Origin of the sequence: Clostridium sp. MCC344 (genome assembly GCF_018785365.1) — a bacterium.
GTDB lineage: Bacteria > Bacillota > Clostridia > Lachnospirales > Lachnospiraceae > Pilosibacter.
The window spans coordinates 43,354-65,295 of the sequence record NZ_WQPQ01000077.1; the positions used below are offsets into that span (position 1 = coordinate 43,354).

Consider the following 21,942-nt stretch of genomic DNA (forward strand, 5'->3'; position numbering starts at 1 on the left):
GATATGTTTAAGATGAACCTTCAGTTATTTGCTCATAAGAAAGGTGTTGGTTCCACAAAGAACGGACGTGATTCTGAGTCCAAACGCCTTGGAGCTAAGAGAGCAGACGGACAGTTCGTATTAGCTGGCAACATCCTTTACAGACAGCGCGGAACAAAGATCCATCCAGGTCTTAACGTAGGCATCGGCGGCGATGATACATTATTCGCAAAAGTTGACGGTGTTGTTAAGTTTGAGAGAAAGGGCAGAGACAAAAAACAGGTTTCTGTATATCCTCAGGCAATCAACGAATAATAACGAAGAGCTCCATACTGGATGGTATGGAGCTTTTTTAAGATTAGATGGCAGTGTAACAGTGAGACTCGGGATTCATGGAAACAGGAAAGAAAGGTTTTGCTGTTACATTTTTTATAGGTAAAAGATTGTAACAATCCAGTAGGTCTGCGCACTTGCTGCGCTGACCGTAATAAGACACAGGCTTGAGGATACTGAGTAGTTACAAAAGATTTATTGAGAGGACGGTTTTCCATGTTTACAGACAGTGCAAAAGTATTTATCAGATCAGGAAACGGCGGAAACGGACATGTAAGCTTCCGGCGTGAACTGTATGTTCCGAATGGAGGACCTGACGGCGGTGACGGCGGAAGAGGCGGAGACATCATCTTCGAAGTGGATGATGGATTAAATACGCTCGTAGATTTCCGTCATGTAAGAAAATATGCGGCCGGAAATGGCGAGGAAGGCGGAAAACGCCGCTGCCACGGCGCTGACGGAAAGGACCTGATCGTCAAGGTCCCGGAAGGTACTGTCGTTAAGGACCTGGAAACCGGAAAAGTGATCACGGATATGTCCGGCGAAAATCGCCGTGAAGTGATCTTAAAGGGCGGAAAGGGCGGTCTTGGAAATATGCACTTCGCAACAGCGACGATGCAGGTTCCGAAATATGCCCAGCCGGGACAGCCGGGACAGGAACTCTGGGTACAGCTGGAGTTAAAGGTGATCGCGGATGTGGGACTTGTCGGATTCCCGAACGTCGGAAAATCCACCCTGTTATCCCGCGTTTCCAATGCGAGACCGAAGATCGCAAACTACCATTTCACGACCCTGAATCCGCACCTTGGCGTTGTAAATCTCGGTGACGGGAACAGCTTTGTAATGGCGGATATCCCGGGACTGATCGAGGGCGCATCCGAGGGAGCCGGTCTTGGACATGAGTTCCTTCGTCATATCGAGCGCACGAAAGTCCTGCTCCATGTGGTTGACGCGGCTTCCGTAGAGGGACGTGATCCGATCGCGGATGTTCATGCGATCATGGATGAGCTTTCCGCCTACAACCCGGAGCTTTTAAAGCTTCCGCAGGCGATCGCAGCCAACAAGCTGGATGCAGTTTATGATGAGGGCGCAGATCCGCTTGCAGATTTAAAGAAAGAGTTCGAGCCGATGGGGATCCCGGTATTCGGAATCTCCGCAGTCAGCGGCGAGGGCGTGAACGATCTTCTGTATTATCTCTATGATGTGATCAAAAATACAGACCGCACACCGAAGATCTTCGAGAAAGAGTTCGAGATCGAGTATGTCGGCGATCGTTCCCTTCCGTACACGGTCGAGAAGGATGAGGACGGCATTTACGTGGTCGAGGGACCGAGGATCGAGAAGATGCTCGGATACACGAATCTTGATTCCGAGAAAGGCTTTGACTTCTTCCAGAAATTCTTAAAGCAGTCCGGAATCCTTGCAGATCTTGAAAAAGCGGGGATCCAGGAGGGCGATACCGTCCGCATGTACGGACTCGTATTTGATTACTATAAATAATGCGCCGGAGCTTCTCGGGCGTTTCATGGGAACATCCAGGGAGCCGCGCTTTTCCATATATGAAAAGGAGTTATTATGACAAGCAAACAGCGTTCCTATTTAAAGGGACTTGCAATGACGATGGATGCCGTTTTACAGATCGGTAAATCCAGCCTCACACCGGAGATCACAAAATCGGTTGAGGAAGCATTAAACGCGAGAGAGCTGATCAAGATCCACGTTCTGAAGAACTGTGCGGATGACGGAAAAGACCTTGCACAGATCCTTGCAGAGCGTACTCATTCTGAGGTTGTACAGGTGATCGGAAAGATGATCGTTCTGTACAAACCGGCGAAGGAAGAGAAAGACCGGAAGATCGTTCTTCCGTAATTGCCGCGGAAATACCTGTATTCCTGAATGTCCGCTTTGTGCCGGAAATTTGCGAAAGTGATCTCCGCACGGACTGCGGAACGGGAAGAACAGGAAAAACGATAATCCTGTCGGTAATGGAGGATCCTATGAGACGCGTTGGTATTCTTGGGGGAACATTTGACCCGGTCCATAACGGACACCTGCTCCTTGGAGAACAGGCTCACCGGGAGTATGGGCTGGATGAGATCTGGTTCATGCCGTCTCATGTTCCGCCGCACAAAAAAGATCATCATATCACAGACGGAGCGGCGCGCATCCGGATGCTGGAGCTTGCCACGGAATCCGTTCCGTATTTTTCGGTCTCCGATTTTGAGATGGGACGCGAAGGAAATACCTACACGGCGCAGACACTGGCGCTTTTGAAGGAAGCGTACCCGGATATCGAGGTCTATTTTATCATCGGGGCAGATTCCCTGTATCAGCTGGAATCCTGGTATCATCCCGAACAGGTGATGGCACAGGCGGTACTCCTGGTCTCCGGAAGGACATACGAGGACGGCGGTGTTTCCCTTGAAGATGAGGTTTCTTACCTCAATAAAAAATATGGGGCTGATATCCGGATCCTCCACAACCCGAAGATCGAGGAAGCGTCCGCGGATATCCGGAAACGGGCGGCGCTGGGGGAGGACCTCTCGAAAGACACGCCCGAAGCCGTTGCAAATTACATCAGGGAAACAGGATTGTACAGGAAATAGAGGCAGGTAAACTGCAAGGAGACAGTCCGGCTCCTGACTGTAATAAAACAGGTGAAAACGAAGGACCCGTGCGGGAGATATCCCGGCGGGGCAGATTCAGAAAGAAGATTCATTATGGATAGTCGGGTACCTGAAATCAGAAAACATTTAAAGAAAAAACTCGATGCGTACCGGTACGAGCACACGCTCGGCGTAGAATTTACCTGTCAGGCGCTTGCAATGCGGTATGGGTACGATCTTGATAAAGCCGATCTTGCGGGACTTCTGCATGATTCGGCAAAACGCTTTGAAAATCCGGTCATGCTTCAGAAATGTCTGGACCGCGGGATCCCGGTGACAGCCGAGGAAGAGCGCGACCCGTCCCTGCTCCATGCGAAACTCGGGGCGTGGATGGCTGAGAACAAATATGGAGTGGATGATCCGGAGATCTTAAGCGCGATCACCTGCCATACGACGGGAAAGCCGGGCATGAGTCTGCTCGACAAGATCCTCTATGTGGCGGATTATATTGAACCGAGACGGTCCAAGGCGGCAAATCTTCCTGAAATGCGGAAGCTTGCCTTTATTGACCTGGATCAGGCATGCTTTGAGATCATGGAGAGCATTCTCGAGTATCTGAAGAGCACCGGGTGCCAGATCGATCCGATGACGGAGGCGGCCTACCAGGATATGCGCCGTGTCGTTTCAGAAAAACAGAAAGAGACAGCCGGCGCGGCCGGAGAGACCGATCAAGACAAGGAGGAACAATCAGTTGAATCAGTCAAAAGAAATGGTAAAGCTTGCAGTCGAGGCTTTGGAAGAGAAAAAAGGCGAAGATGTAAAAATTATCGACATTGAAGGCGTTTCCGTGATCGCGGATTACTTCGTTCTCGCGAGCGCTTCCAACGCAAACCAGACACAGGCATTAGTTGATAACGTGGAGGAGAAGCTCTTCAAGGCAGGTTACGAGTGCCACCAGAAAGAAGGCAGCATGAGCTCTACATGGGTACTCATGGACTACGGCGATGTGATCGTACACGTATTCTCCAAGGAAGATCGTCTGTTCTATGATCTTGAGAGGATCTGGAGAGACGGAAAGATCGTGGAGTCGGTGGACGAGCTGTAGGAGAGATTGTTTAATTCCTTTTATTTCCGAAACATTCCTTTTATACCCGAAACAAGGGATGCGGAAACGTAATAATTTTCCTTTTATATCCGAAACAAGCGGTGTAAAACAGGGATTTGAGTTTTCCTTTTATATCGCAAACAAAGAATAAAAATCAAAAAACCAGTTTTCCTTTTATATCCGAAACAAGAGGGTATAAGGGCGAGAACTGGTTTTCCTTTTATTTCCGAAACATCCGATTATCTGTAAAATACCCTCTTGCAATTTGAAATACTTGATGATATAGTGGCGGCAACGGTTTGACGAATGCTGAAACCGGAATTATGACAAAGCGCTTTATGATTTCAGGCAGGAACGTCGGAGTGAAAATTTGACTCAAAACGTTATCCGCAGAAACCGCCAATTGGAAATTCGAATTCGATGATGATATAGTTGCAACGAAAAAATCGAAAGGAGACCAAACTATGGGAAGGCTTTATAAAATCAACCCGCCATGTCCGAAGTGTCATGAGGAACATAACTGGTGGCACATTCAGCTGACCGATGAGGAACAGGCAAAGATGGATGAGTATGTGGCAGCCAATGCAGGAAAATCATCCATGGAGTTACTGCTGAGTGAACCGGGAATTGTTGTTACGCGAAAACTCAAGTGTTGCTGTTGCGGCCATGTATTTGAAGTGGAAGCCGGGCTGCGGAAATTTGACGAGGTCGGATACCGGGATCAGGATTTCATTGCAGCAGTCGGTGAAATACCTGTATGATAAGGAGTTGATGAGATGCATTTGGATCAGTCAGCGTTGGGAATCCTGCGTAAAGCAGAAGATAAAAATGGGCGGAAATACATGGATTGGCGGATACCGTATATGGATCAGCCGGGATTGATCATGGTCTATAAATCCGACAGCCGGTATGAGAAGTATCTGGTTTACTTCTTTACGAGTCCGGCAAGCGATTGTCCGGGCAAATATCTGCACACAACCTACGGAAGTATCCGAGTGGAAGATGGTTCATTGACAATCAGAACAAAGAACAGCGTCTATGAATTTGAACTGGATGCATCATGCGTATCAGAGGTGGATATGATTTTGCTGTTACATACGGTAAATGAGTATTTTCGTGATGATGGCATGTGAGACAGACGAGGCCAGACATAGGCTGCGGGAACAATTCCGCAGCTGTTTTTACAGTTCCAGACAGTATCGGAATGAACGGAAGAGGAAGGAATGGGAAACATATGAGCAGTGTTGAGAATGTGGAAATTTTTGAAAATACCAAAAGGCTGTGCGAGACAAACGGAAAGATTAAGGACACCCTTGCTCGGTCAGTGAAAAATCAGAAGCTGATTCCGGAAGGAGTGGATCTGCCTGCCGTAGATAAGGCGCGTTTCGCAGATGAGGCGAAGATTGTTGTATCCGCAAAGCGGACTTTCGAGGCGGCTGCAGGTTATGCAGGCCAGAAGGTGGCGGTACATAACTTTGCCTCTGCCACAAATCCGGGCGGCGGCGTGACAAGGGGATCCAGCGCACAGGAGGAATGTCTGTGTCGGTGTTCCGGTCTGTATTTCTGCCTGAGTGTACCGGAAATGATGCAAGGATTCTATTACCCTCATCGGAATGCGAAGATTCCGATCAACAATGCGGATATCATTTACACGCCGGATGTAACCGTATTCAAGACGGATACGGGCAGGCCGAAGCTGATGGATGAAAAAGACTGGTATGAAGTGGATGTGATCACCTGCGCGGCACCGAACCTGCGTGAGAGACCGAGCAACCGATTCAACCAGGGAAACGGTGACCGGGCGGTAAAAGTCAGTGACCGGGAACTCCTGGAAATCCATAAGAAGAGGCTGACCAGGATTCTGGATGTTGCAGTACTGAACGGTGACGAAGTGGTAATCCTGGGTGCTTTCGGATGCGGAGCGTTCCAGAATAAGCCGGAAGTGGTGGCAAGAGCAGCAAAAGAAGTAATTGCGGATTATCTGCACGCATTTAAAACCATTGAATTTGCGGTCTATTGCCCACCGCGGGATGATACGAATTTCAAGGTGTTTAAACGGGTGATGGGTTAAATACGAATGTGAGGAGGTAACGGGATGAGGAAAATCAAAAAAGGCGGAAAAGAGAATGAAGCAGCGTCCTTCTATACTGCGGATGAGTTCTTTTTACGGAAAGGATACCAGATCCCGGATCTGGTGACTGAAGTCAGAAAAGAAGCATACGTTTCGGGATTCAACCGTGGCCAGGAGCAGGCGTATTATGGATTCTGGAATAAAGACTGCCAGAAATTATTCAAGGAAGATGAAGAGACGCGGAAGGTTGAGGAACATGAACATTGCTGGACAGCGCATGACGAGTGGCAGGAACATGTCGCTAGAACGGCGTTTAATCTTGCGGCATCTGCTTACAAGGAGTATATGGGCGGAAAGAGCAGCGCGGACGATGCGATGAATGCCATTGTTGCCGTACTGCGCACGGAGTTCGTGAATACAAGGGTAAAACAGGTTGCGGAAAACGCCGGAAAGATAATCCCGGTACCGCCGGAAGAAAAATGGCTGAGCGATGATGAGGATGAAGGCGAAGGCGTGAGCATGCTGACCATGACACGTGAGATTCTGAAAGAGGGAAGAAAAGAGGGCTATGATATCGGCTATATGAAAGGATATATGGCGGCGCAGTCAAAAGAGTAGGCATTACAGTGGAAGGGCAGGTGAGAATATGGGACATCAGGACAATGCCGGAAAATTCATAGCGTTTATTTTGCGGCACCACCCGGAAGCCATTGGTATGAAACTGGATGAACACGGATGGGCGCGTACGGAAGATCTGATTGCCGGGATAGCGAAGAGCAGACCATTTGACATGCAGATGCTGGAAGAAATTGTACGGACTGATTCCAAGCAGCGGTATTCCTTCAATGAGGATAAAACGCTGATCCGGGCAAACCAGGGGCATTCCATTCCAGTGGATGTGGAACTGGAGCAAAAGACCCCGCCGGATGTTTTATGGCATGGAACGGGAGAGAAGTATGTGGAATCAATCAATCGGATTGGATTGATTCCGAAATCCAGGCTGTATGTACATATGTCCAAAGATTACGAGACGGCCAAGACGGTCGGGAGCCGTCATGGGAAGCCGGTTGTATACCGGGTAAATGCAAAGCAGATGGCGGAAGATGGTTATCAGTTTTATTTGTCCGTAAATGGGGTATGGTTGATTAAAGAAGTACCTGTACAGTATTTGAGTTTTCATTGTAACCAATTTTAAGTTTCACACCAAACTTATTCATTGATTTACACTCGTTATTTCAATGATCTTTTTATCTTTCCTGCACGTTTAATATATTGGCCCGTTTTTGAAATTGCCGCCGTATTTGGGGGCAAAATGCTGCCCTTCGTCAGATCCGATTATTCGTGGAAATATGGTGTAAAAAAGATTCCCTTGCACTATGTAAGTGTTCAGGGAATCTCCTTTTATATGATACGAATTTATTGGCAAAAAGTGGATATCATCTTAAGAGTTGTTATACATTTCCAGTAGTTCCTGTTCTGATAATACAATTCCTGCTTCTTTCAATAATTCTTTTCTGTTCGCATATAATTTTTTTATGAGCGATTCGGAATCTTTTCCATAATGAATTTGGTTATGGCATGTACTGCATAGTGAAATTATATTTTCTTCAACATCTAAGGAATAATTAAACAAATCTGAGTATGCCAACGGAACCAAATGATGTGCCTCTGTATATGGCACATTTTGATTTTTTCTGATGAAGGTAAAGTGGTCATTATTTATTTCACATTTAAAATCGGCAAGAATCAGCGCATTTTCAGCTATTTTGCTGCTCCTCTCGATTTTTTCCTGTACACTTGTGTATTTAATCTTTTTTTGAGGAGTTCGTTTATAATGGATGTCGTTTTTGCTGGAGGAAAAACGGGCAAGTTTATTTAACGTCGTCAGACGGGCTCCGTCCTCCTTATCTGCATTAATTAGTGCTGCTTCTGTTACGCTTCTTATGTCTAAGAAATATGAGTATTTTTCAGGCATTTGGAAATTGTATTTTGACATTAGAGATAAAGGGAAGACCCATCTGTATTTTCCATTTTCCTCTATAGGATAAGGTTTCTCTTTACTTAATACCAATAAACCATTGACAAGTCTATAATTTTTAGTTTCATCCTTCCAAAACGCACGAACTATAATCTTATCAATAGAATCTGCATTAAAAAGCGTCTTATCAATTATAGATAGGTCATTTGTATTTTGGCGGGTGGTATACGTTCGATCTCCGAGACAATGCAATATTTTTCCATTTTTCCATCTATCAAAAATACCTTTTGAATAATCAAGTAAAATAATGACGACTCCATTTCGATATAAGAACTTTTCGGATATGGCTGTCGTTCCTGTTTCCTGCATGATTTGTTTTGCTGTCACATTGGTTTTTTGCCCGCCATATTCCAATTTTTCTAATTCTGATCGTTCATCATACTCTTCATTAAAATTATTTACGGGTTCTTCGTCGGCAAATCCACCATCATAGTATTCATCCCATTTACTGTAATCAATCATTATAAATTCTCCCAAAGAAAAAATTGCTTCCTCACATTAGGGAAGTTTTTACAATATGTCATAATGGTTTTAAGTGAAGTTACATTATAAATATTGCAATATGCTCAATCATTCTTGAGCTATCCATACAAGTCTGATTTAACGTATTTCAAATTTCGACATATTTGTTTCAAACATTATATCATAGAAACAGAGCTAATGCAGAAATTTTGCATTCTTACATTAGCTCTATTGTGTATAGCAGAATTTATAATTAAGAAACCGGCTTTTTATTTTTCAACTTCCGGCAGACCAAAGATAAGCGTGAATTCTACCTGATCAGAGTCAGACCACTTATTCACTGAAATGTGATCGGCCGCGGACACGACCATGTGCATCCGTTTTTGGTTTGTTGTGATATCAAAACCACATCGGCTGGTCAAAGTAGCGGTAATATCATGAAATGAATCCTGCTGTATTGTCAGTTTGGATCTGGTAAGGGCGGCAAAATCCTTTAGAATCGGAAGAAAGGCTGCATCAAACCAATTTTTGAAGTCTTCCGCCTCAGTATTTTTCTTTTCATCTCTTGTTGCATGAATTGCCGCAATGGCGGCAGCGGCTTCTTTAAGTGAAAGCTGCTCGGCCATCTCAGATAACTCGTTGGCTCCATCCCTCTTTGTAAAATCAAATTCCTGCATATATTTATACCTCCTGTCTGAACAGCATAACACATTGTGGATATATGCACAATATTGATTTGCACAAAAATCAGCTATGATTGTTCGCAGGAGGAGGACTTATCATGGTTGATTACAGCCCGTTGTGGGACACAATGCGCAAGCGTGGAATAACACAATATATGATGCTGCAGGATAAGATCCTCGACAATCATACGCTTGATCGTTTGAAGAAAAATATGAACATTACGTTGATTACATTGGAACGTATTTGCACCTATTTGGATTGTACTCCGAATGACGTGATTCGGTTCACGGAGCAGAAATAATGAATGAAGACAAACAGAATCAGCATACCGGGAATTCTTCGGCGTGCTGATTTTTCATTATAAAGCCGATTTCTTGATACGGTTGCGAATATAAACCGAAACGACTGGATAAAAGTATTGCCGTATGATATAATTGTAACTCACGTAAAGAGAAATACATAAGGATGAGGTTACTGATATATGCTTACAAGTTTGGAAATATGTGCCGGTGCCGGAGGACAGGCGCTGGGGCTTGCAATGGCCGGGTTCGTTCATGTGGCATTGGTGGAATATGAAGCGGACTATTGTGCCGCCTTGAAGCGAAACCGTCCGGAATGGAATGTGATCTGTAAGGATGTCCGTGAGTTTTCCGGAATCCCCTATCGGGGGAAAATAGATCTGTTGGCCGGCGGAGTTCCGTGTCCGCCTTTTTCCCAGGCAGGGAAACAGCTGGGAAGCGAGGATGAGCGTGACCTGTTCCCGGAAGCAATTCGACTGATCGGTGAAATTCAGCCGCGTGCCGTTATGCTTGAAAATGTCCGCGGACTGCTTGATCCGAAGTTTACCGAATACAGAACATCCATCCTGCAGCGGATTGCGGATCTGGAATACAGGGTGCAGATAAAGTTACTGAATGCCAGTGATTACGGTGTGCCGCAGCTCCGTCCGAGAGTCATCATTGTCGGAATCAGAAACGATGAAAACGGGGAATTCCATTACCCGGAGGAACATCCGGAAAATGCCAAAACAGTCGGAGAAACACTGCTGGATCTTATGAAAACAAACGGCTGGCAGGGTGCCGCAAAATGGGCCAAGGAAGCAAACAGCATTGCCCCGACAATTGTGGGCGGTTCCAAGAAGCACGGAGGTCCGGATCTGGGACCGGTCAGGGCAAGAAAGGCATGGGAAGCACTCGGTGTTGACGGACTCGGCGTGGCGAATGAGGCACCCGCAAAAGATTTCGAGGGGATGCCCAGACTCACTCCGCGGATGATTGCGAGAATTCAGGGATTCCCGGACACCTGGGATTTCGGAAACAAAAAGACACACGCATGCCGCATGATCGGAAATGCATTCCCGCCGCCGGTGGCTCAGGCGGTCGGAGAAGAGATAAGGAGGGTATTGGAAGGTGGAAGCGTTACTGACTGAGGAAAGAAAACACTATCATCGTATGCTACTTGACGGCGGCGTTCTGACGGTTGACAAAAACGGAATTCCGAGCAATGCGGATTCTTCATCCAGACTGTCGAAGGAGATTGCAAAGGGAATCGCGGATCAGCTGATGGCTGAGGTACATGAAAAAGCCCTGGGACAGACTTCGGGAGCCAAGTTTGAGCAGATAAACATGGAATTCCTGGCGGCGACATTCCCGAAACTTCAGAATGTCCGTCCGGGAAAATGGCACATCGTGAAACTGGGAAACCGAAATGCGATAAAAACAAGCAGTTTCTGTCAGTATGAGCATTTGGATTATCTGTCACAGCTTTTGGCTGTTGATTCAAAGCTGGCCGCAAGCATGGGAAACGATTACATGGTCGCGCCAGATGTGGTTGTGTACCGTGAACCGCTTACGGACGAAGAACTGAACAGTCAGGTCGTGATTGTTGATGATTCGGTTGCTCTGCAGACGGATATCAGGGCAAAAAACGGAGGACTGCCAATTCTGCATGCTTCCATTTCAGCCAAATGGACAATGAGAAGCGACCGTGCCCAGAACAGCAGAACGGAAGCCTTGAATCTGATCCGAAACAGAAAGGGACATCTGCCCCATATCGTGGTGGTAACCGGGGAGCCGCTGCCGAGCAGACTTGCCTCATTGGCATTGGGAACCGGTGACATTGACTGCATGTACCATTTTGCACTGTATGAACTGGTGAAAGCCGTAAAAGATACCGGGGCTGAAGATTCCATTGAGATGCTGAACGCATTGATAGAAGGAAAGAGACTGAAGGACATCAGCGATTTACCGCTGGACTTATCCGTATAGAGCAAAGAATATTCGGGACAGGGAGAAATCCTTGTCCTTCTTTTTTTTGCCCCAAAACTGATAATTCATGTTTTCATTCCATAATTATATTGAGAATCCGCGTGGAAAAATCCCGTCACATTCATCCGTCAGTGCGGTGTGAAACGGATATTTTGTATAAAAATGCAAAATATGGAAAATTTCAGCTAAGATTGCGAAATACATGACGGTTTTAAGCGGATTCTGTGATATACTTAAAGGAAATATAATATTTTTTATGTGAATGAAACGGGCCGGATAAAACCGCGGAATCGGTTTGGATTAAGAAGCCCGAAAAAAGAGGAGAATGAGGGAACGGGATCATGAAAACAATTGATTTGTGCTGCGGAATCGGAGGAATCAGGAGGGGATTTGAACTGGCCGGAGACTTCGAGAACGTGCTTTCTGCGGAAAAAGATGAATATGCGTGCAGGACGTACCAGCATCTGTTCGGTGATGATCCCAGACACGATGTGACGGATGAGGCATTCAAGGAGCTGGTGACGCGGACGGAATATGACGTGCTGCTTGCTGGTTTCCCGTGTCAGGCATTCAGCAAAGTCGGTCTCAGAAAGGGATTCCGGGATGTCACGAAGGGAACCATATTTTTCGACATAGCGGAAATCATTGACCGTACGATGCCGAAGGTCGTATTCCTGGAAAACGTGGAGAATCTGGTAAGCCATGACAAGGGACAGACTTTTAAGATCATCATAAATACCTTGGAGAATGAACTGAACTACCATGTCATCGGCGTGGAAAGGGATGAAAAAGGCGAACTGAAGTATGACAAAAAGTCCTTCATAAGGAACACGAAGAATTTCGGACTCCCGCAGAACAGGCCGAGAGTGTACATGGTGGCATTCAGCAGGGATTATTTCGGGAAACATCTGGATGTTTTGCCGAAGGAAACTCCGACCGAGGGACGGAAAGAAATATTCCACTCGGTTCTGGATATTCTGGACACCGAGGTTTCGGAAAGATTTTTCCTTTCATCTGGTCTCCTGGAAACACTGGAAAAGCACAGGGCCAGACAGAAAAGCAACGGAAACGGGTTCGGTTATCGGATCGTCAATGACGCTTCCATGACCAGACCGCTTGCACATACCATTCTTGCGACTGGAGGTTCCGGTAAGGAAAGAAATCTGATTTATGATCCGGTCAACGGCCGCGACATTGCCGGAAGGAACGTGCCGGGGAAGAAGACTCCCATAAATGAAAAATGCATCAGAACCATGACTCCGGAAGAGTGGGGACGCCTTCAGGGATTCATCGGCTATGCGTTTCTTGATAAGAACGGGAATGAGACTTTTTCGTTCCCGGAAAAAATGTCGAATCAGCAGAAATTCAAGCAGTTCGGTAATTCCGTTTCGATACCGCTCATTGAGGAAATGGCACTGTTCATAAAAAACTGTGTGACACGGATGGAAGCGGAATTTTCGGAAGAGGAGAGGGAATGTTATAAAATTCCCGGGGCACTGCTCAAGGTGCAGAACGATATTCGGAAACTGCTGAAGAATGAGAAGCCGAAGACGGTTGAAAAATGCTGTCGGCTCGTTTCGGAAATCGGACTGAGCAACGGTTTCCGCGCGGAGGACATAGGAGCGGCGCTCGGGCAGTCCAATGTTACAGCCTATAGTTATCTGCACAGACTGGAACGTGCAAAATGTGTGGAATTTGACAGTGGCGGTTACAAACTGAGAGCGGAAAAGAAGAAATTTTCGGCTGAAATGTAACGGTGAAAGGGGGAAGTTCGATGGATGTTGAAAGCCTGAAAAAGATCATGAAAAAATGCGACGTTTATTTTGAAGATCGGCTCATTTCCGGAGAGCTGCTCCTGCGATCCTTTATGGAATTTTTGACCGGTGAGGCCGGTAAGGCGGAAAACAACGGAAGCATTGTGCTGCATCTGGCTTCTCCGTGTTTTGACGCGATCTCGGTTGCATGGGCGGCTCTGGCCGTCATAGCAGGGAATGAAACGGATGTTGAGTCCATCATCAGAAACCTCAGACCGGGAGACAAGGTCCTTTATGACCGTAAAAGAGCGGAATTTATCGGCCTGAATACGGACGAGGACGGTGTGGAACGGGTAAGCATCCGCTGCGGAGGCGGCACGACAAGAATAGGAAGAAAAAGCTGGGCGCGCATCACGCCGTATTACGGTCAGTCGGAGCGTTATGACGGGCGCGGAATCCGAAGCGGAAACCGCGATCGGGAAGAATTTCTGTCGGCCTTGCTTGAATGCGATAAAAAGGATGTCCCTTCCGTGACGGATGCTTCCGTCATCATTGTCATGGATCGTCAGCGGGCAAACCGCTGTATGGACGGTCTGGTTCTGCAGACGGGAAACCTGAAAATACGGATTCAGGATCTGGTGACCGCATCGTATTTTACGGAAGGAAACGAGTATCCGTACGGCGGCAATGCCGGGAAAAACGAAGCGATGATAAAATTCGCGTCAAAAATATCCGTCGGTCTGGATATGACATGGGAATCGGACGGAAACGAATATCTCGGAATGTTTGTCTGCGGGAACGGCCTGATTGAAAGAGGAATCACGGAACTTGGGCAGGTCATGACCAGGGAATCCGTCGGTTTTTCGGTCGTGTCCGGCGGCATGGATCTGTCCTGTGCGGAAGAACTGATAAAGGAATACGGGGAAGCGGGAGTGTTTGCCTGCACGAAGGATTTCCTTCTGGAGAATACCCTGCCTCCGGTAAACGGAAATGATTTTACCGTTGAGCTGCAGCGGCAGGCGGATGCGGTGATGGACCGTGAGATTCATAAGGTGATTCTGCACGGCGAAACGGACTGGAAGGCATACCGGGATTTCAAAAAAGCCGTCGGATATGTCAGAATGGATGAACTGGACGAGGATGAAAGGGCGTACATAATTCCCAATGCATATTCTCTCATGAACCTGTTCATGACGGCGCCGTTTTCCGTCAGGGAAATGGAGGATGCCGTAAAGGAAGGAAAAATCCGCAGGGAAGTGGGACAGCCGCATATCCGGCTGGAAGAACTGGAAAAGAAACTGAAGGAGCTGCCTGTCAATCTGGCGGAAGCCGCGGGAAAAATCGCGGACTCCCTGGAAACCGCATACTATGCGGGATATGATGATTCGCCCAAACGCAGGTTCCTGCGGGAATACATTGACGAAAATTACGGGCACGGAATTGCCATAGTGGTTCCGAAAGCCTATTATGCCGACATCATATGGAATTACGTACTGCCCGAACTTGATCCGGAGAAATCCGGTGTTGAAATCGTGACGATGGCCCGTTTTGACGGAACCCGTGCATACGACCGCATTCTGGTTGTCGGAAATCTGCTCGGAAAACATTTTGACATCTTCCGGTGCATGTCATCCGCGGAAATCACGGTACTTCTGTACGAGGCGGAAGCCGTCATGTTCCGCGCGAGGGAGAAGCGGAGCCGCGTGACGGAGCGGTTGTTTAACGAACACCAGTGTACGGCTGATGACGGTGATGATGAAATCGAAGAGAATGTTTCCGTCACGGACGTGGATGAAATCGAGAACGTGGATGAGGAAATTGCGTCCTACACGGAAGAAGTCGTCACGAAAAAGTTCGATGCGGCCCTGCGGCGGGAAGGAGAGAGCAGCACGGTTCCTCCCGTGGATGTTTCCGTGCTTGTCCGCTTTGAGGACGGGGAAGGAGCCATGCTTTCAAAGCATTACGAAGCGTATGTTCTGAATGATGAAAAGGGCGAAGCCGAAAAGAAAAAGGCGGATGATCTGAAAGCCGGTGACCGGATGATATTCCTTAACCGTGATGAATACACTCGGGATATCGTCGATTACATTTTAAAGGAACTGATCGACGGTAACCGGATAAGCGAAGGAAACATGAGGGATTATGAGATGTCCCGCAGATGGAAAAATGATCTGCTGGAACACATGGAAAAAACCGGGCATTCGCCGAAGAAAATTGCGGATGAAATGAAAGGAAACGGTGTACGGGTTCAGAAAAACACCGTGATGAACTGGATTGATGAGGATGCACATACCGTGGCTCCGCAGTCGGTGGAATCACTGGAGCAGATTGCTTATTTGACGAACGATTGGGATATGTTCGATCATGCGGCCGAGTATTTTGAAGCATGCAAAAGAATCAGAAGATTGCGAAAAGACATTCTGAAGGAACTGGGGGCAGCAATCATTAAATTTCTGGAAGGGCAGAAGGCACCCGAGGGAATGATTCCGCCCGAGATTCGTGAACGGCTCGGAACGCTTGCGGCAGTTCTCAGGATAGAAACAATAATAAAAGATGAGAGATCGGTACCGGCCTATATGACAAACCGGCCTCTGGATCTTGACGGGGGATTGTAAACATGGAAAACAAGTCTGAAATGATTAAGGCGAGGGATGAGTTCATTGCCCTGGTAAAGGCGGAACTTCTCGGACCGGGATCGGAAGTGTCCGTCCCGGACGCGGAACATGAACTGATCACGACCGTTCCGGAAAAACGATATTCCATCGGAATTCTTTTCCCGAAGGAAAATAAAATGCAGGCGGACGGAAACGACGTGGATCGCGCCGTCCCGGAAGACGAAAAGGGAGACGCGGAACAGGCCGAAACGGTTGCATTCGATGATTCCGATTATGTAGGAAAGGACATGACGATAAAGGAAAAGGACAAAAAGACAGCCGATGAGGCCGATGATGACCCGGATTCGGAGGATAATCTGGATGAGGAAGTCAGTCTGGCCGCCCAGAACATGCCGTCCTCTTTCGGAATCACGTTTTTTGTCAGAGGAAACACCGACCGTGTCAGAATATCCTTAAAATACGGCACGTACAGGGATGCCCGCATGGAGGACTGCAGGATTCCGTTTATACCGGCAAAAGCGGGAGAATGGACCGTCCCGGAAGAATTTGACCGCTACGTCAGATATGATAAGGAAGAAAAGACCCTGAGACTGATCAACGGAATCAACCGGAAAACGGTCCGTCAGCTGAAGGAGAGGGATCTGCTGGATACGGATGAGGATCAGCTCATCGATAATCTGTACAAACTCGCCGATCAGCTTCAGAACGGTTTCGTCAGGGAACCGCGTGAACTGAATAATTACGAAATCGTGTTCGGTGACGGGGACTACGCGAATGAAACGTGCATTGCGGATCATGACCTTGTGGAAATTACGGCGCTCAGAAGAAAAATGGAAAACGGAACCACGGCCCTGACAATCATGGCGGTCAATGCCAAAACGGGACGGCCGCAGAGCAGCAACTGTATTTTTCAGCCGGAGCTTCGGGTGGATTCGGAGAATAATGAGTTTTCGTTTGAAAAATATTCAGGAGCCGTGAATTTCGATCTCCTTGATGAGGAAGAGCAGTCTCTTGAACTCCAGTACAGGAACAAGCATGTGTACGGAACCGGTCTCGGAACTGCGGTCAACTGGAAGATTGATGAAAACGGGAAAGGATTCATACGGAACGACTTTTTCCCGGAATTTGAAGTGCCGTCCATGGACTTTACACTTCCGGATGATTGCGGGGTCAGCGACCGGACACTGTCCATGAAATATCTTTCCGATCTGAACGATACGGAAAAGAGCGAGAAAATCCGCGACCTGGAAAGTCTGGTCGATGCGTATTCCGCATGGATCGATGATCTGGTTGTACGTTCGCATGCGCTGGAACCGCGTTTGGCAAAGGCGGCAGACCGGAACCTGAAGGGCTGCCTGGAAGCGTGCGAACGCATGAGAAACGGAATCCATATCCTTGAAAAAGACGACATGGCATGGGATGCCTTCCAGCTTGCCAACCGCGCCATGTTCATGCAGCGTGTCCAGCTTGCGATTCAAAGGGATTATCCGGCATCATACCCGGATGAAAAGGATCTGTCGAACGTCCTGAAGGACATTGATTACGGCACGGCGGATAAAACTTTTCCAAAAGATCGGTACGCGTGGAGACCGTTCCAGCTTGCGTTCATGCTTCTGGATGTCGCTTCGGTGACCGATGATGACAGCGCCGACCGTTCCCTGGTGGATCTGATCTGGTTCCCGACCGGCGGCGGAAAAACGGAAGCTTACCTTGGTCTTACCGCAATGACCATTTTTTACCGTCGTTTCCGTCATCCCGCACAGGGCGGGGGAACGACAGTCATCATGCGCTATACGCTCAGGCTTCTTGCGGCGCAGCAGTTCACAAGAGCTTCGACGCTTATCTGTGCCTGTGAGTTCATCCGAAAGGACTGCGAATCAAGGAAATCCAGGTACAGACGTTATGCACTCGGAACTACTCCGATCACCATAGGACTGTGGATCGGAGGGGAACATACGCCGAATACCGATGACGGAGCGAAAAAGAATCTGGAAAAATTGCGGGGAACAGGGGTTTATAATCAGGACAAATACAACAAATTTCAGGTATTAAAGTGCCCTTGGTGCGGAACCCGCATGACGCAGGAAAGAGGCGAAGATAAAAAGATCCGCGGCACTTTCGGTTACAAGATGTACGGAGGAAATCACTTTGCCCTTTACTGCACGAGACAGGCATGTCCATTCGGGAACAGGCTGCCGGTTCAGGTGGTGGATGAGGAACTGTACAATGAACCGCCGACGCTCCTTTTCGGAACGGTGGACAAATTCGCAATGCTTCCTTGGGAGAACCGGATCGGGAACTTCTTTGCGCTTAATTCCGAAAACCGGGCACCGGAGCTTATCATACAGGATGAGCTTCATCTGATCTCCGGACCGCTCGGAACCATGGTCGGTCTGTATGAAAGCGCGGTGGATGCGCTGTGCCGCAGAAAAGGAAACGTGACCAAAATCGTGGCGTCAACGGCGACGATACGACGGGCGGTTGAGCAGTGCGCCGCTCTTTACGACCGGGATGTCAGCCAGTTCCCGCATCCGGCGCTGGACGCGGAGGATTCCTTCTTCGCAAGGGAAAAGAAGATTGATTACGAAAAGGAAAGTTTCGGCAGAAAATACGTGGGACTCATGCCGTCCGGCAAGACCAAGGCAATGATGGAGATCCGCTCCATGGCCGTGATGCTGCAGAAGGCGAAGGACATGGATGTCAGTGACGAGGTAAGGGACAAGCTGTGGACGCTCACGGCTTATTACAACAGCCTGAAGGATCTCGGCAAGGCGGCGACCATGGTGGATGATGACGTCAAGGACTTCATGAAGAGAATGTGCTACCGTCTGAAATCAAACGCGGAAGTAAGAAAAATCGGAACCGCGGATGAACTGACCAGCCGTGTCTCCACCACCCAGCTGAATCAGACTCTGGATAAACTGGAAAAGAATAAATATTCGACAAACAACAGTAAAACTTATCCGTGTAATGTTCTGCTGGCAACGAACATGATTTCCGTCGGCATTGACGTGGCGCGGCTGAACGTGATGCTTCTGGTGGGACAGCCGAAACTTACCAGTGAATACATCCAAGCATCAAGCCGTGTCGGGCGTGAGTATCCGGGCGTGGCGTTCACCATGTATGACGGAGGAAAGAGCCGCGACAGATCCCACTATGAACAGTTCAGACCGTACCACGAATCCTTCTACCGTCACGTCGAACCGACGGGAGCCACTCCATTCTCGGCACCGGCAAGAAAAAGGGCGCTTCATGCGGTCCTGATCGCCTACATAAGACTTTCGGTGGGAGAGTTATCCGGTGAAAATGATGCGATAAAATTCCGTTTGGAAGACCGGAAAAAGACGATTGAGGAGATCGGCGGATACATGGTAAATCGCTGCATTGACGTCAATCGGCGCATCAACCCTTACATGGAGGATGACTCCGCCGATCTTAAAAAGGAAATGGAGGATATTCTTGAAAAGTGGGATGATTTGGCACAGGATGCGAAAGAAATCTTCTGTTACGGTAGAAAGTTCATGGTGAAGAATCCGGATGCTTCGGGGGAACGCCTGCTGAAAGCGTTCGGAACATTTCGGGAGGATCCGGCATTCGAAACCATGACATCCATGCGAAACGTTGACGTGATGGTGCCGGGCTCCATCATCGAGTGGAAGGAGGATGATGATCAGGATGGCAGATAAAAATATTGAAAAAATCAGACTGAACGCGACATCGCATTCGGTGCGTGCGTCCCAGGCGGTGCTGCAGTACGGCGTCGGGGCAATGGTCGATTTTCCCTCCCAGACGCTCATGACCGCGGCACCCGAATACTGGAATGATCAGATCATTCGCATTCATGATGAACGACTGGAAAAATCACTGGGAGTGCGGTATTTCGGAATGCCCGCGGGCGGCAAAAACCGGGACGGAATCGCATATGCCCGGTTCCCGGAATGGTATTTCTGTCCGAAATGCCGTCGCTTCCAGCCCCTTTCAAAATGGATTGCCGAGTTTAATAAAAATGCAAAGGAACAGGAAAAGACAAACAACAGAAACATGAGCCGCAGGCTTTACTGCCCGAAGGATCGCGTCGAACTTGTCGTGGCGAGAATCGTCACGGTATGCGCGCGGGGGCACATCAACGATTTTCCGTGGGTGAAATGGACACACGCAAAGAGTTTCGGCGGCCCGAAACCGGTCTGCGCGAATCCGCAGCTTACGTTTACAACAAGCCCGGTCGCTTCGGAAGGCCTGGAAGGTCTCAGCCTGAAGTGCACCGCGTGCAATGCATCGGCCACCTTGAAGGATGCTTTCAATGACGGGATATTTGAGCAGTTGGACGAGAAAACGGAAAACAGGTACGATTTCATGTGCGAAGGAAGGCATCCGTGGAAAAACCAGACGGATGTCTGCCCGTGCTATCCGAAGGTGCTGCAGAGGGGAAGTTCTTCCGTGTATTTCCCGGTAACGGCAAGTTCCCTTGTCATTCCGCCGTTTTCGGACATCATCAACAGCCGAATTGAGGACAGTACCCTTTATGAAGATTTTCGGAATGCGATAAAAACAGCCATGGAAATGAAGGTCAGCATGAACCTGTCGGAAGAACAGACAAATGTATTCATACAGGGCAAGATTGACGAATATGCGGGAAAAATTGCGGATAACATCGGATGCAGACGTGACCAGGTGCGCGAAATCCTGAGCAGACGGATGTCTTCGGGTGAGGAGATCAATTATGACACGGGCAGCATCGAATACAGGGCGGCGGAATTTGACGCCCTTTCCGGTCGCGCCTCCGTCACGGGAACGGATTACGATGATTTTAAGCGCGTCGGAACCGACATAAAAAAATACGACATTCCGTTTGTGAAGAACATTTCCCTGATTGAAAAAATCCGCGAGGTGCAGGTAATGCTCGGATTCTCAAGAATCAGCCCCTTTTCCGCATCCATGATAGGGGATGGAAGTTCGAACTCCGGTTTTGTTTCCGTCAAAAAAACGGAAGATGACTGGTATCCGGGTTACAACGTGTACGGTGAAGGCATTTTCATTGAATTTGACGAGGATGCGATCAACAGGTGGAGAAGCGGGAACGGAACGCTGGAAAAGCGCGTAAAGATGCTCCAGGAAAACTATGACAAATCCTTCATCGGCAGCCAGCACGAAAGGAAGATTTCCGGGAAATTCCTTCTTCTGCATACCGTTTCGCATCTGCTGATCAAACAGCTGAGCTTTGAATGCGGATACAACATTTCCTCGCTGAAGGAAAGAATCTACTGCGGTGAAGCGGCGGAGGGCAAGGAAATGGCCGGAATCCTGATTTACACGGCAAGCGGGGATTCGGAAGGGACGCTCGGAGGTCTTGTGCGCCAGGGAAGGTACGACACATTCCCCCGCATATACAGAAAAGCAATCGAATCGGCCGTCATCTGCTCCAATGATCCGGTATGCTCTCTCAGCAACGGTCAGGGAAGGGATTCCCTGAACCTTGCGGCATGTTATTCCTGCTGTCTCCTTCCGGAAACCTGCTGTGAGGAGTTCAATGTTTTTCTGGATCGCGGAGTGGCCGTCGGGACGTATGACAATAAAAAACTCGGCTTTTTCCATGAACAGCTGTACGGAACCGGCGGGTGGAAACGTGATCTGGAGTCTCTGAAAGAGAAAACGACGGAAACGGAACGGCCGACGGGACGCGTGGTCGTCACCGCGGGTACGGACATGAGCGGAGAAAGCCCGGAAAGCGTGATTTCTGATATTTCGCAGTTTTCGGAAACCGACGGGGAACGCGCATTTGCCGAATGGCTGAAAAGCAGCGGCGCACTCGCCGGGAAACGGATGCCGCTTCGGGACGTGAAATTCAGCGTGTCCGGGAACTCCTGTACCTGGGAATGCGATTATTACTGGCAGGATTCGGAAATCATGTATTTTGCTTCCGGTCAGGAAAAAGCCATGAAAATCGCCGCGGACAACGGCGTAAAATGCATTTACGGGCCTGACGGGCAAAGCGAAAACAATCAGAGGATAATCAGGGAGATGAGATGAC

20 protein-coding genes are annotated in these 21,942 nt (G+C 48.3%); 18 read left to right on the plus strand and 2 right to left on the minus strand.

Annotated features, from left to right (window positions below):
• Nucleotides 1-3: 3 nt before the first annotated feature.
• The 11 genes from rpmA to GPK90_RS15795 all read left to right on the plus strand — a co-directional run bounded on the left by rpmA (nt 4) and on the right by GPK90_RS15795 (nt 7,289).
• The gene (rpmA, locus tag GPK90_RS15745; RefSeq protein ID WP_015554473.1) at nt 4-294 is read left to right on the plus strand and encodes a 50S ribosomal protein L27; all 291 of its coding nucleotides are present in this window, start codon (nt 4-6) and stop codon (nt 292-294) included.
• 234 nt (nt 295-528) lie between these two features.
• A complete protein-coding gene (gene obgE / locus GPK90_RS15750) occupies nt 529-1,812 on the plus strand; it encodes a GTPase ObgE (RefSeq protein ID WP_118322675.1) in 1,284 nt (427 codons plus the stop codon).
• Between the two features lie 75 nt (nt 1,813-1,887).
• On the plus strand, nt 1,888-2,181 hold the full coding sequence (yhbY, locus tag GPK90_RS15755; RefSeq protein WP_015554475.1) for a ribosome assembly RNA-binding protein YhbY: 294 nt from the start codon (nt 1,888-1,890) through the stop codon (nt 2,179-2,181).
• Between the two features lie 128 nt (nt 2,182-2,309).
• Nucleotides 2,310-2,918 carry a nicotinate-nucleotide adenylyltransferase gene (gene nadD / locus GPK90_RS15760; RefSeq protein ID WP_118529892.1) on the plus strand — a complete coding sequence of 203 codons (609 nt, stop codon included), beginning with the start codon at nt 2,310-2,312 and terminating at the stop codon, nt 2,916-2,918.
• A gap of 114 nt (nt 2,919-3,032) precedes the next feature.
• Nucleotides 3,033-3,755 carry a bis(5'-nucleosyl)-tetraphosphatase (symmetrical) YqeK gene (gene yqeK, locus GPK90_RS15765; protein ID WP_215703405.1) on the plus strand — a complete coding sequence of 241 codons (723 nt, stop codon included), beginning with the start codon at nt 3,033-3,035 and terminating at the stop codon, nt 3,753-3,755.
• Complete coding sequence (gene rsfS, locus GPK90_RS15770) at nt 3,670-4,023, plus strand: ribosome silencing factor (protein WP_117484561.1); 354 nt, start codon at nt 3,670-3,672, stop codon at nt 4,021-4,023. The genes yqeK and rsfS overlap by 86 nt, the downstream gene beginning before the upstream one ends.
• A 464-nt stretch (nt 4,024-4,487) precedes the next feature.
• Entirely contained in the window at nt 4,488-4,784 is a 297-nt protein-coding gene (locus GPK90_RS15775; RefSeq protein WP_215703406.1) for a hypothetical protein, read from the plus strand.
• A gap of 81 nt (nt 4,785-4,865) precedes the next feature.
• Nucleotides 4,866-5,156 carry a hypothetical protein gene (locus GPK90_RS15780; RefSeq protein ID WP_215703407.1) on the plus strand — a complete coding sequence of 97 codons (291 nt, stop codon included), beginning with the start codon at nt 4,866-4,868 and terminating at the stop codon, nt 5,154-5,156.
• Between the two features lie 101 nt (nt 5,157-5,257).
• The gene (locus tag GPK90_RS15785; protein WP_215703408.1) at nt 5,258-6,094 is read left to right on the plus strand and encodes a TIGR02452 family protein; all 837 of its coding nucleotides are present in this window, start codon (nt 5,258-5,260) and stop codon (nt 6,092-6,094) included.
• A gap of 24 nt (nt 6,095-6,118) precedes the next feature.
• Nucleotides 6,119-6,712, plus strand: a complete 594-nt coding sequence (locus tag GPK90_RS15790; protein WP_215703409.1) for a hypothetical protein — start codon at nt 6,119-6,121, stop codon at nt 6,710-6,712.
• 28 nt (nt 6,713-6,740) lie between these two features.
• Nucleotides 6,741-7,289, plus strand: a complete 549-nt coding sequence (locus GPK90_RS15795) for an RNA 2'-phosphotransferase (RefSeq protein WP_215703410.1) — start codon at nt 6,741-6,743, stop codon at nt 7,287-7,289.
• A gap of 246 nt (nt 7,290-7,535) precedes the next feature.
• Here the strand turns inward: GPK90_RS15795 and GPK90_RS15800 are convergent, their stop codons facing one another.
• A complete protein-coding gene (locus GPK90_RS15800; RefSeq protein ID WP_215703411.1) occupies nt 7,536-8,594 on the minus strand; it encodes an HNH endonuclease in 1,059 nt (352 codons plus the stop codon).
• Between the two features lie 269 nt (nt 8,595-8,863).
• A complete protein-coding gene (locus tag GPK90_RS15805; protein WP_215703412.1) occupies nt 8,864-9,271 on the minus strand; it encodes a hypothetical protein in 408 nt (135 codons plus the stop codon).
• A 104-nt stretch (nt 9,272-9,375) separates the two neighbouring features.
• Between GPK90_RS15805 and GPK90_RS15810 the strand changes: the two genes are divergently transcribed.
• From GPK90_RS15810 to drmB, 7 genes are all read left to right on the plus strand, one after another.
• A complete protein-coding gene (locus tag GPK90_RS15810) occupies nt 9,376-9,579 on the plus strand; it encodes a helix-turn-helix domain-containing protein (protein ID WP_215703413.1) in 204 nt (67 codons plus the stop codon).
• 180 nt (nt 9,580-9,759) lie between these two features.
• Entirely contained in the window at nt 9,760-10,707 is a 948-nt protein-coding gene (locus GPK90_RS15815; RefSeq protein WP_215703414.1) for a DNA cytosine methyltransferase, read from the plus strand.
• On the plus strand, nt 10,688-11,545 hold the full coding sequence (locus GPK90_RS15820; protein WP_346011280.1) for an NgoMIV family type II restriction endonuclease: 858 nt from the start codon (nt 10,688-10,690) through the stop codon (nt 11,543-11,545). Before GPK90_RS15815 ends, GPK90_RS15820 begins: the two co-directional genes overlap by 20 nt.
• A 341-nt stretch (nt 11,546-11,886) precedes the next feature.
• Nucleotides 11,887-13,299: a DNA (cytosine-5-)-methyltransferase gene (dcm, locus tag GPK90_RS15825; protein ID WP_215703415.1), complete on the plus strand. Its 1,413-nt coding sequence runs from the start codon at nt 11,887-11,889 to the stop codon at nt 13,297-13,299.
• Between the two features lie 20 nt (nt 13,300-13,319).
• Nucleotides 13,320-15,914 carry a DrmE family protein gene (locus GPK90_RS15830; protein ID WP_215703416.1) on the plus strand — a complete coding sequence of 865 codons (2,595 nt, stop codon included), beginning with the start codon at nt 13,320-13,322 and terminating at the stop codon, nt 15,912-15,914.
• Between the two features lie 2 nt (nt 15,915-15,916).
• The gene (locus GPK90_RS15835; RefSeq protein WP_215703417.1) at nt 15,917-19,600 is read left to right on the plus strand and encodes a helicase-related protein; all 3,684 of its coding nucleotides are present in this window, start codon (nt 15,917-15,919) and stop codon (nt 19,598-19,600) included.
• Nucleotides 19,590-21,941 carry a DUF1998 domain-containing protein gene (gene drmB, locus GPK90_RS15840; RefSeq protein WP_215703418.1) on the plus strand — a complete coding sequence of 784 codons (2,352 nt, stop codon included), beginning with the start codon at nt 19,590-19,592 and terminating at the stop codon, nt 21,939-21,941. The genes GPK90_RS15835 and drmB overlap by 11 nt, the downstream gene beginning before the upstream one ends.
• Nucleotide 21,942 lies beyond the last annotated feature (1 nt).

Bases quoted from the DNA above. Each gene is read 5' to 3' on its own strand.
- rpmA (WP_015554473.1), top strand. From the start codon at position 4: ATGTTTAAGATGAACCTTCAGTTATTTGCTCATAAGAAAGGTGTTGGT.
- obgE (WP_118322675.1), top strand. From the start codon at position 529: ATGTTTACAGACAGTGCAAAAGTATTTATCAGATCAGGAAACGGCGGA.
- yhbY (WP_015554475.1), top strand. From the start codon at position 1,888: ATGACAAGCAAACAGCGTTCCTATTTAAAGGGACTTGCAATGACGATG.
- nadD (WP_118529892.1), top strand. From the start codon at position 2,310: ATGAGACGCGTTGGTATTCTTGGGGGAACATTTGACCCGGTCCATAAC.
- yqeK (WP_215703405.1), top strand. From the start codon at position 3,033: ATGGATAGTCGGGTACCTGAAATCAGAAAACATTTAAAGAAAAAACTC.
- GPK90_RS15775 (WP_215703406.1), top strand. From the start codon at position 4,488: ATGGGAAGGCTTTATAAAATCAACCCGCCATGTCCGAAGTGTCATGAG.
- GPK90_RS15780 (WP_215703407.1), top strand. From the start codon at position 4,866: ATGGATTGGCGGATACCGTATATGGATCAGCCGGGATTGATCATGGTC.
- GPK90_RS15785 (WP_215703408.1), top strand. From the start codon at position 5,258: ATGAGCAGTGTTGAGAATGTGGAAATTTTTGAAAATACCAAAAGGCTG.
- GPK90_RS15790 (WP_215703409.1), top strand. From the start codon at position 6,119: ATGAGGAAAATCAAAAAAGGCGGAAAAGAGAATGAAGCAGCGTCCTTC.
- GPK90_RS15795 (WP_215703410.1), top strand. From the start codon at position 6,741: ATGGGACATCAGGACAATGCCGGAAAATTCATAGCGTTTATTTTGCGG.
- GPK90_RS15800 (WP_215703411.1), bottom strand. From the start codon at position 8,594: ATGATTGATTACAGTAAATGGGATGAATACTATGATGGTGGATTTGCC.
- GPK90_RS15805 (WP_215703412.1), bottom strand. From the start codon at position 9,271: ATGCAGGAATTTGATTTTACAAAGAGGGATGGAGCCAACGAGTTATCT.
- GPK90_RS15810 (WP_215703413.1), top strand. From the start codon at position 9,376: ATGGTTGATTACAGCCCGTTGTGGGACACAATGCGCAAGCGTGGAATA.
- GPK90_RS15815 (WP_215703414.1), top strand. From the start codon at position 9,760: ATGCTTACAAGTTTGGAAATATGTGCCGGTGCCGGAGGACAGGCGCTG.
- dcm (WP_215703415.1), top strand. From the start codon at position 11,887: ATGAAAACAATTGATTTGTGCTGCGGAATCGGAGGAATCAGGAGGGGA.
- GPK90_RS15830 (WP_215703416.1), top strand. From the start codon at position 13,320: ATGGATGTTGAAAGCCTGAAAAAGATCATGAAAAAATGCGACGTTTAT.
- GPK90_RS15835 (WP_215703417.1), top strand. From the start codon at position 15,917: ATGGAAAACAAGTCTGAAATGATTAAGGCGAGGGATGAGTTCATTGCC.
- drmB (WP_215703418.1), top strand. From the start codon at position 19,590: ATGGCAGATAAAAATATTGAAAAAATCAGACTGAACGCGACATCGCAT.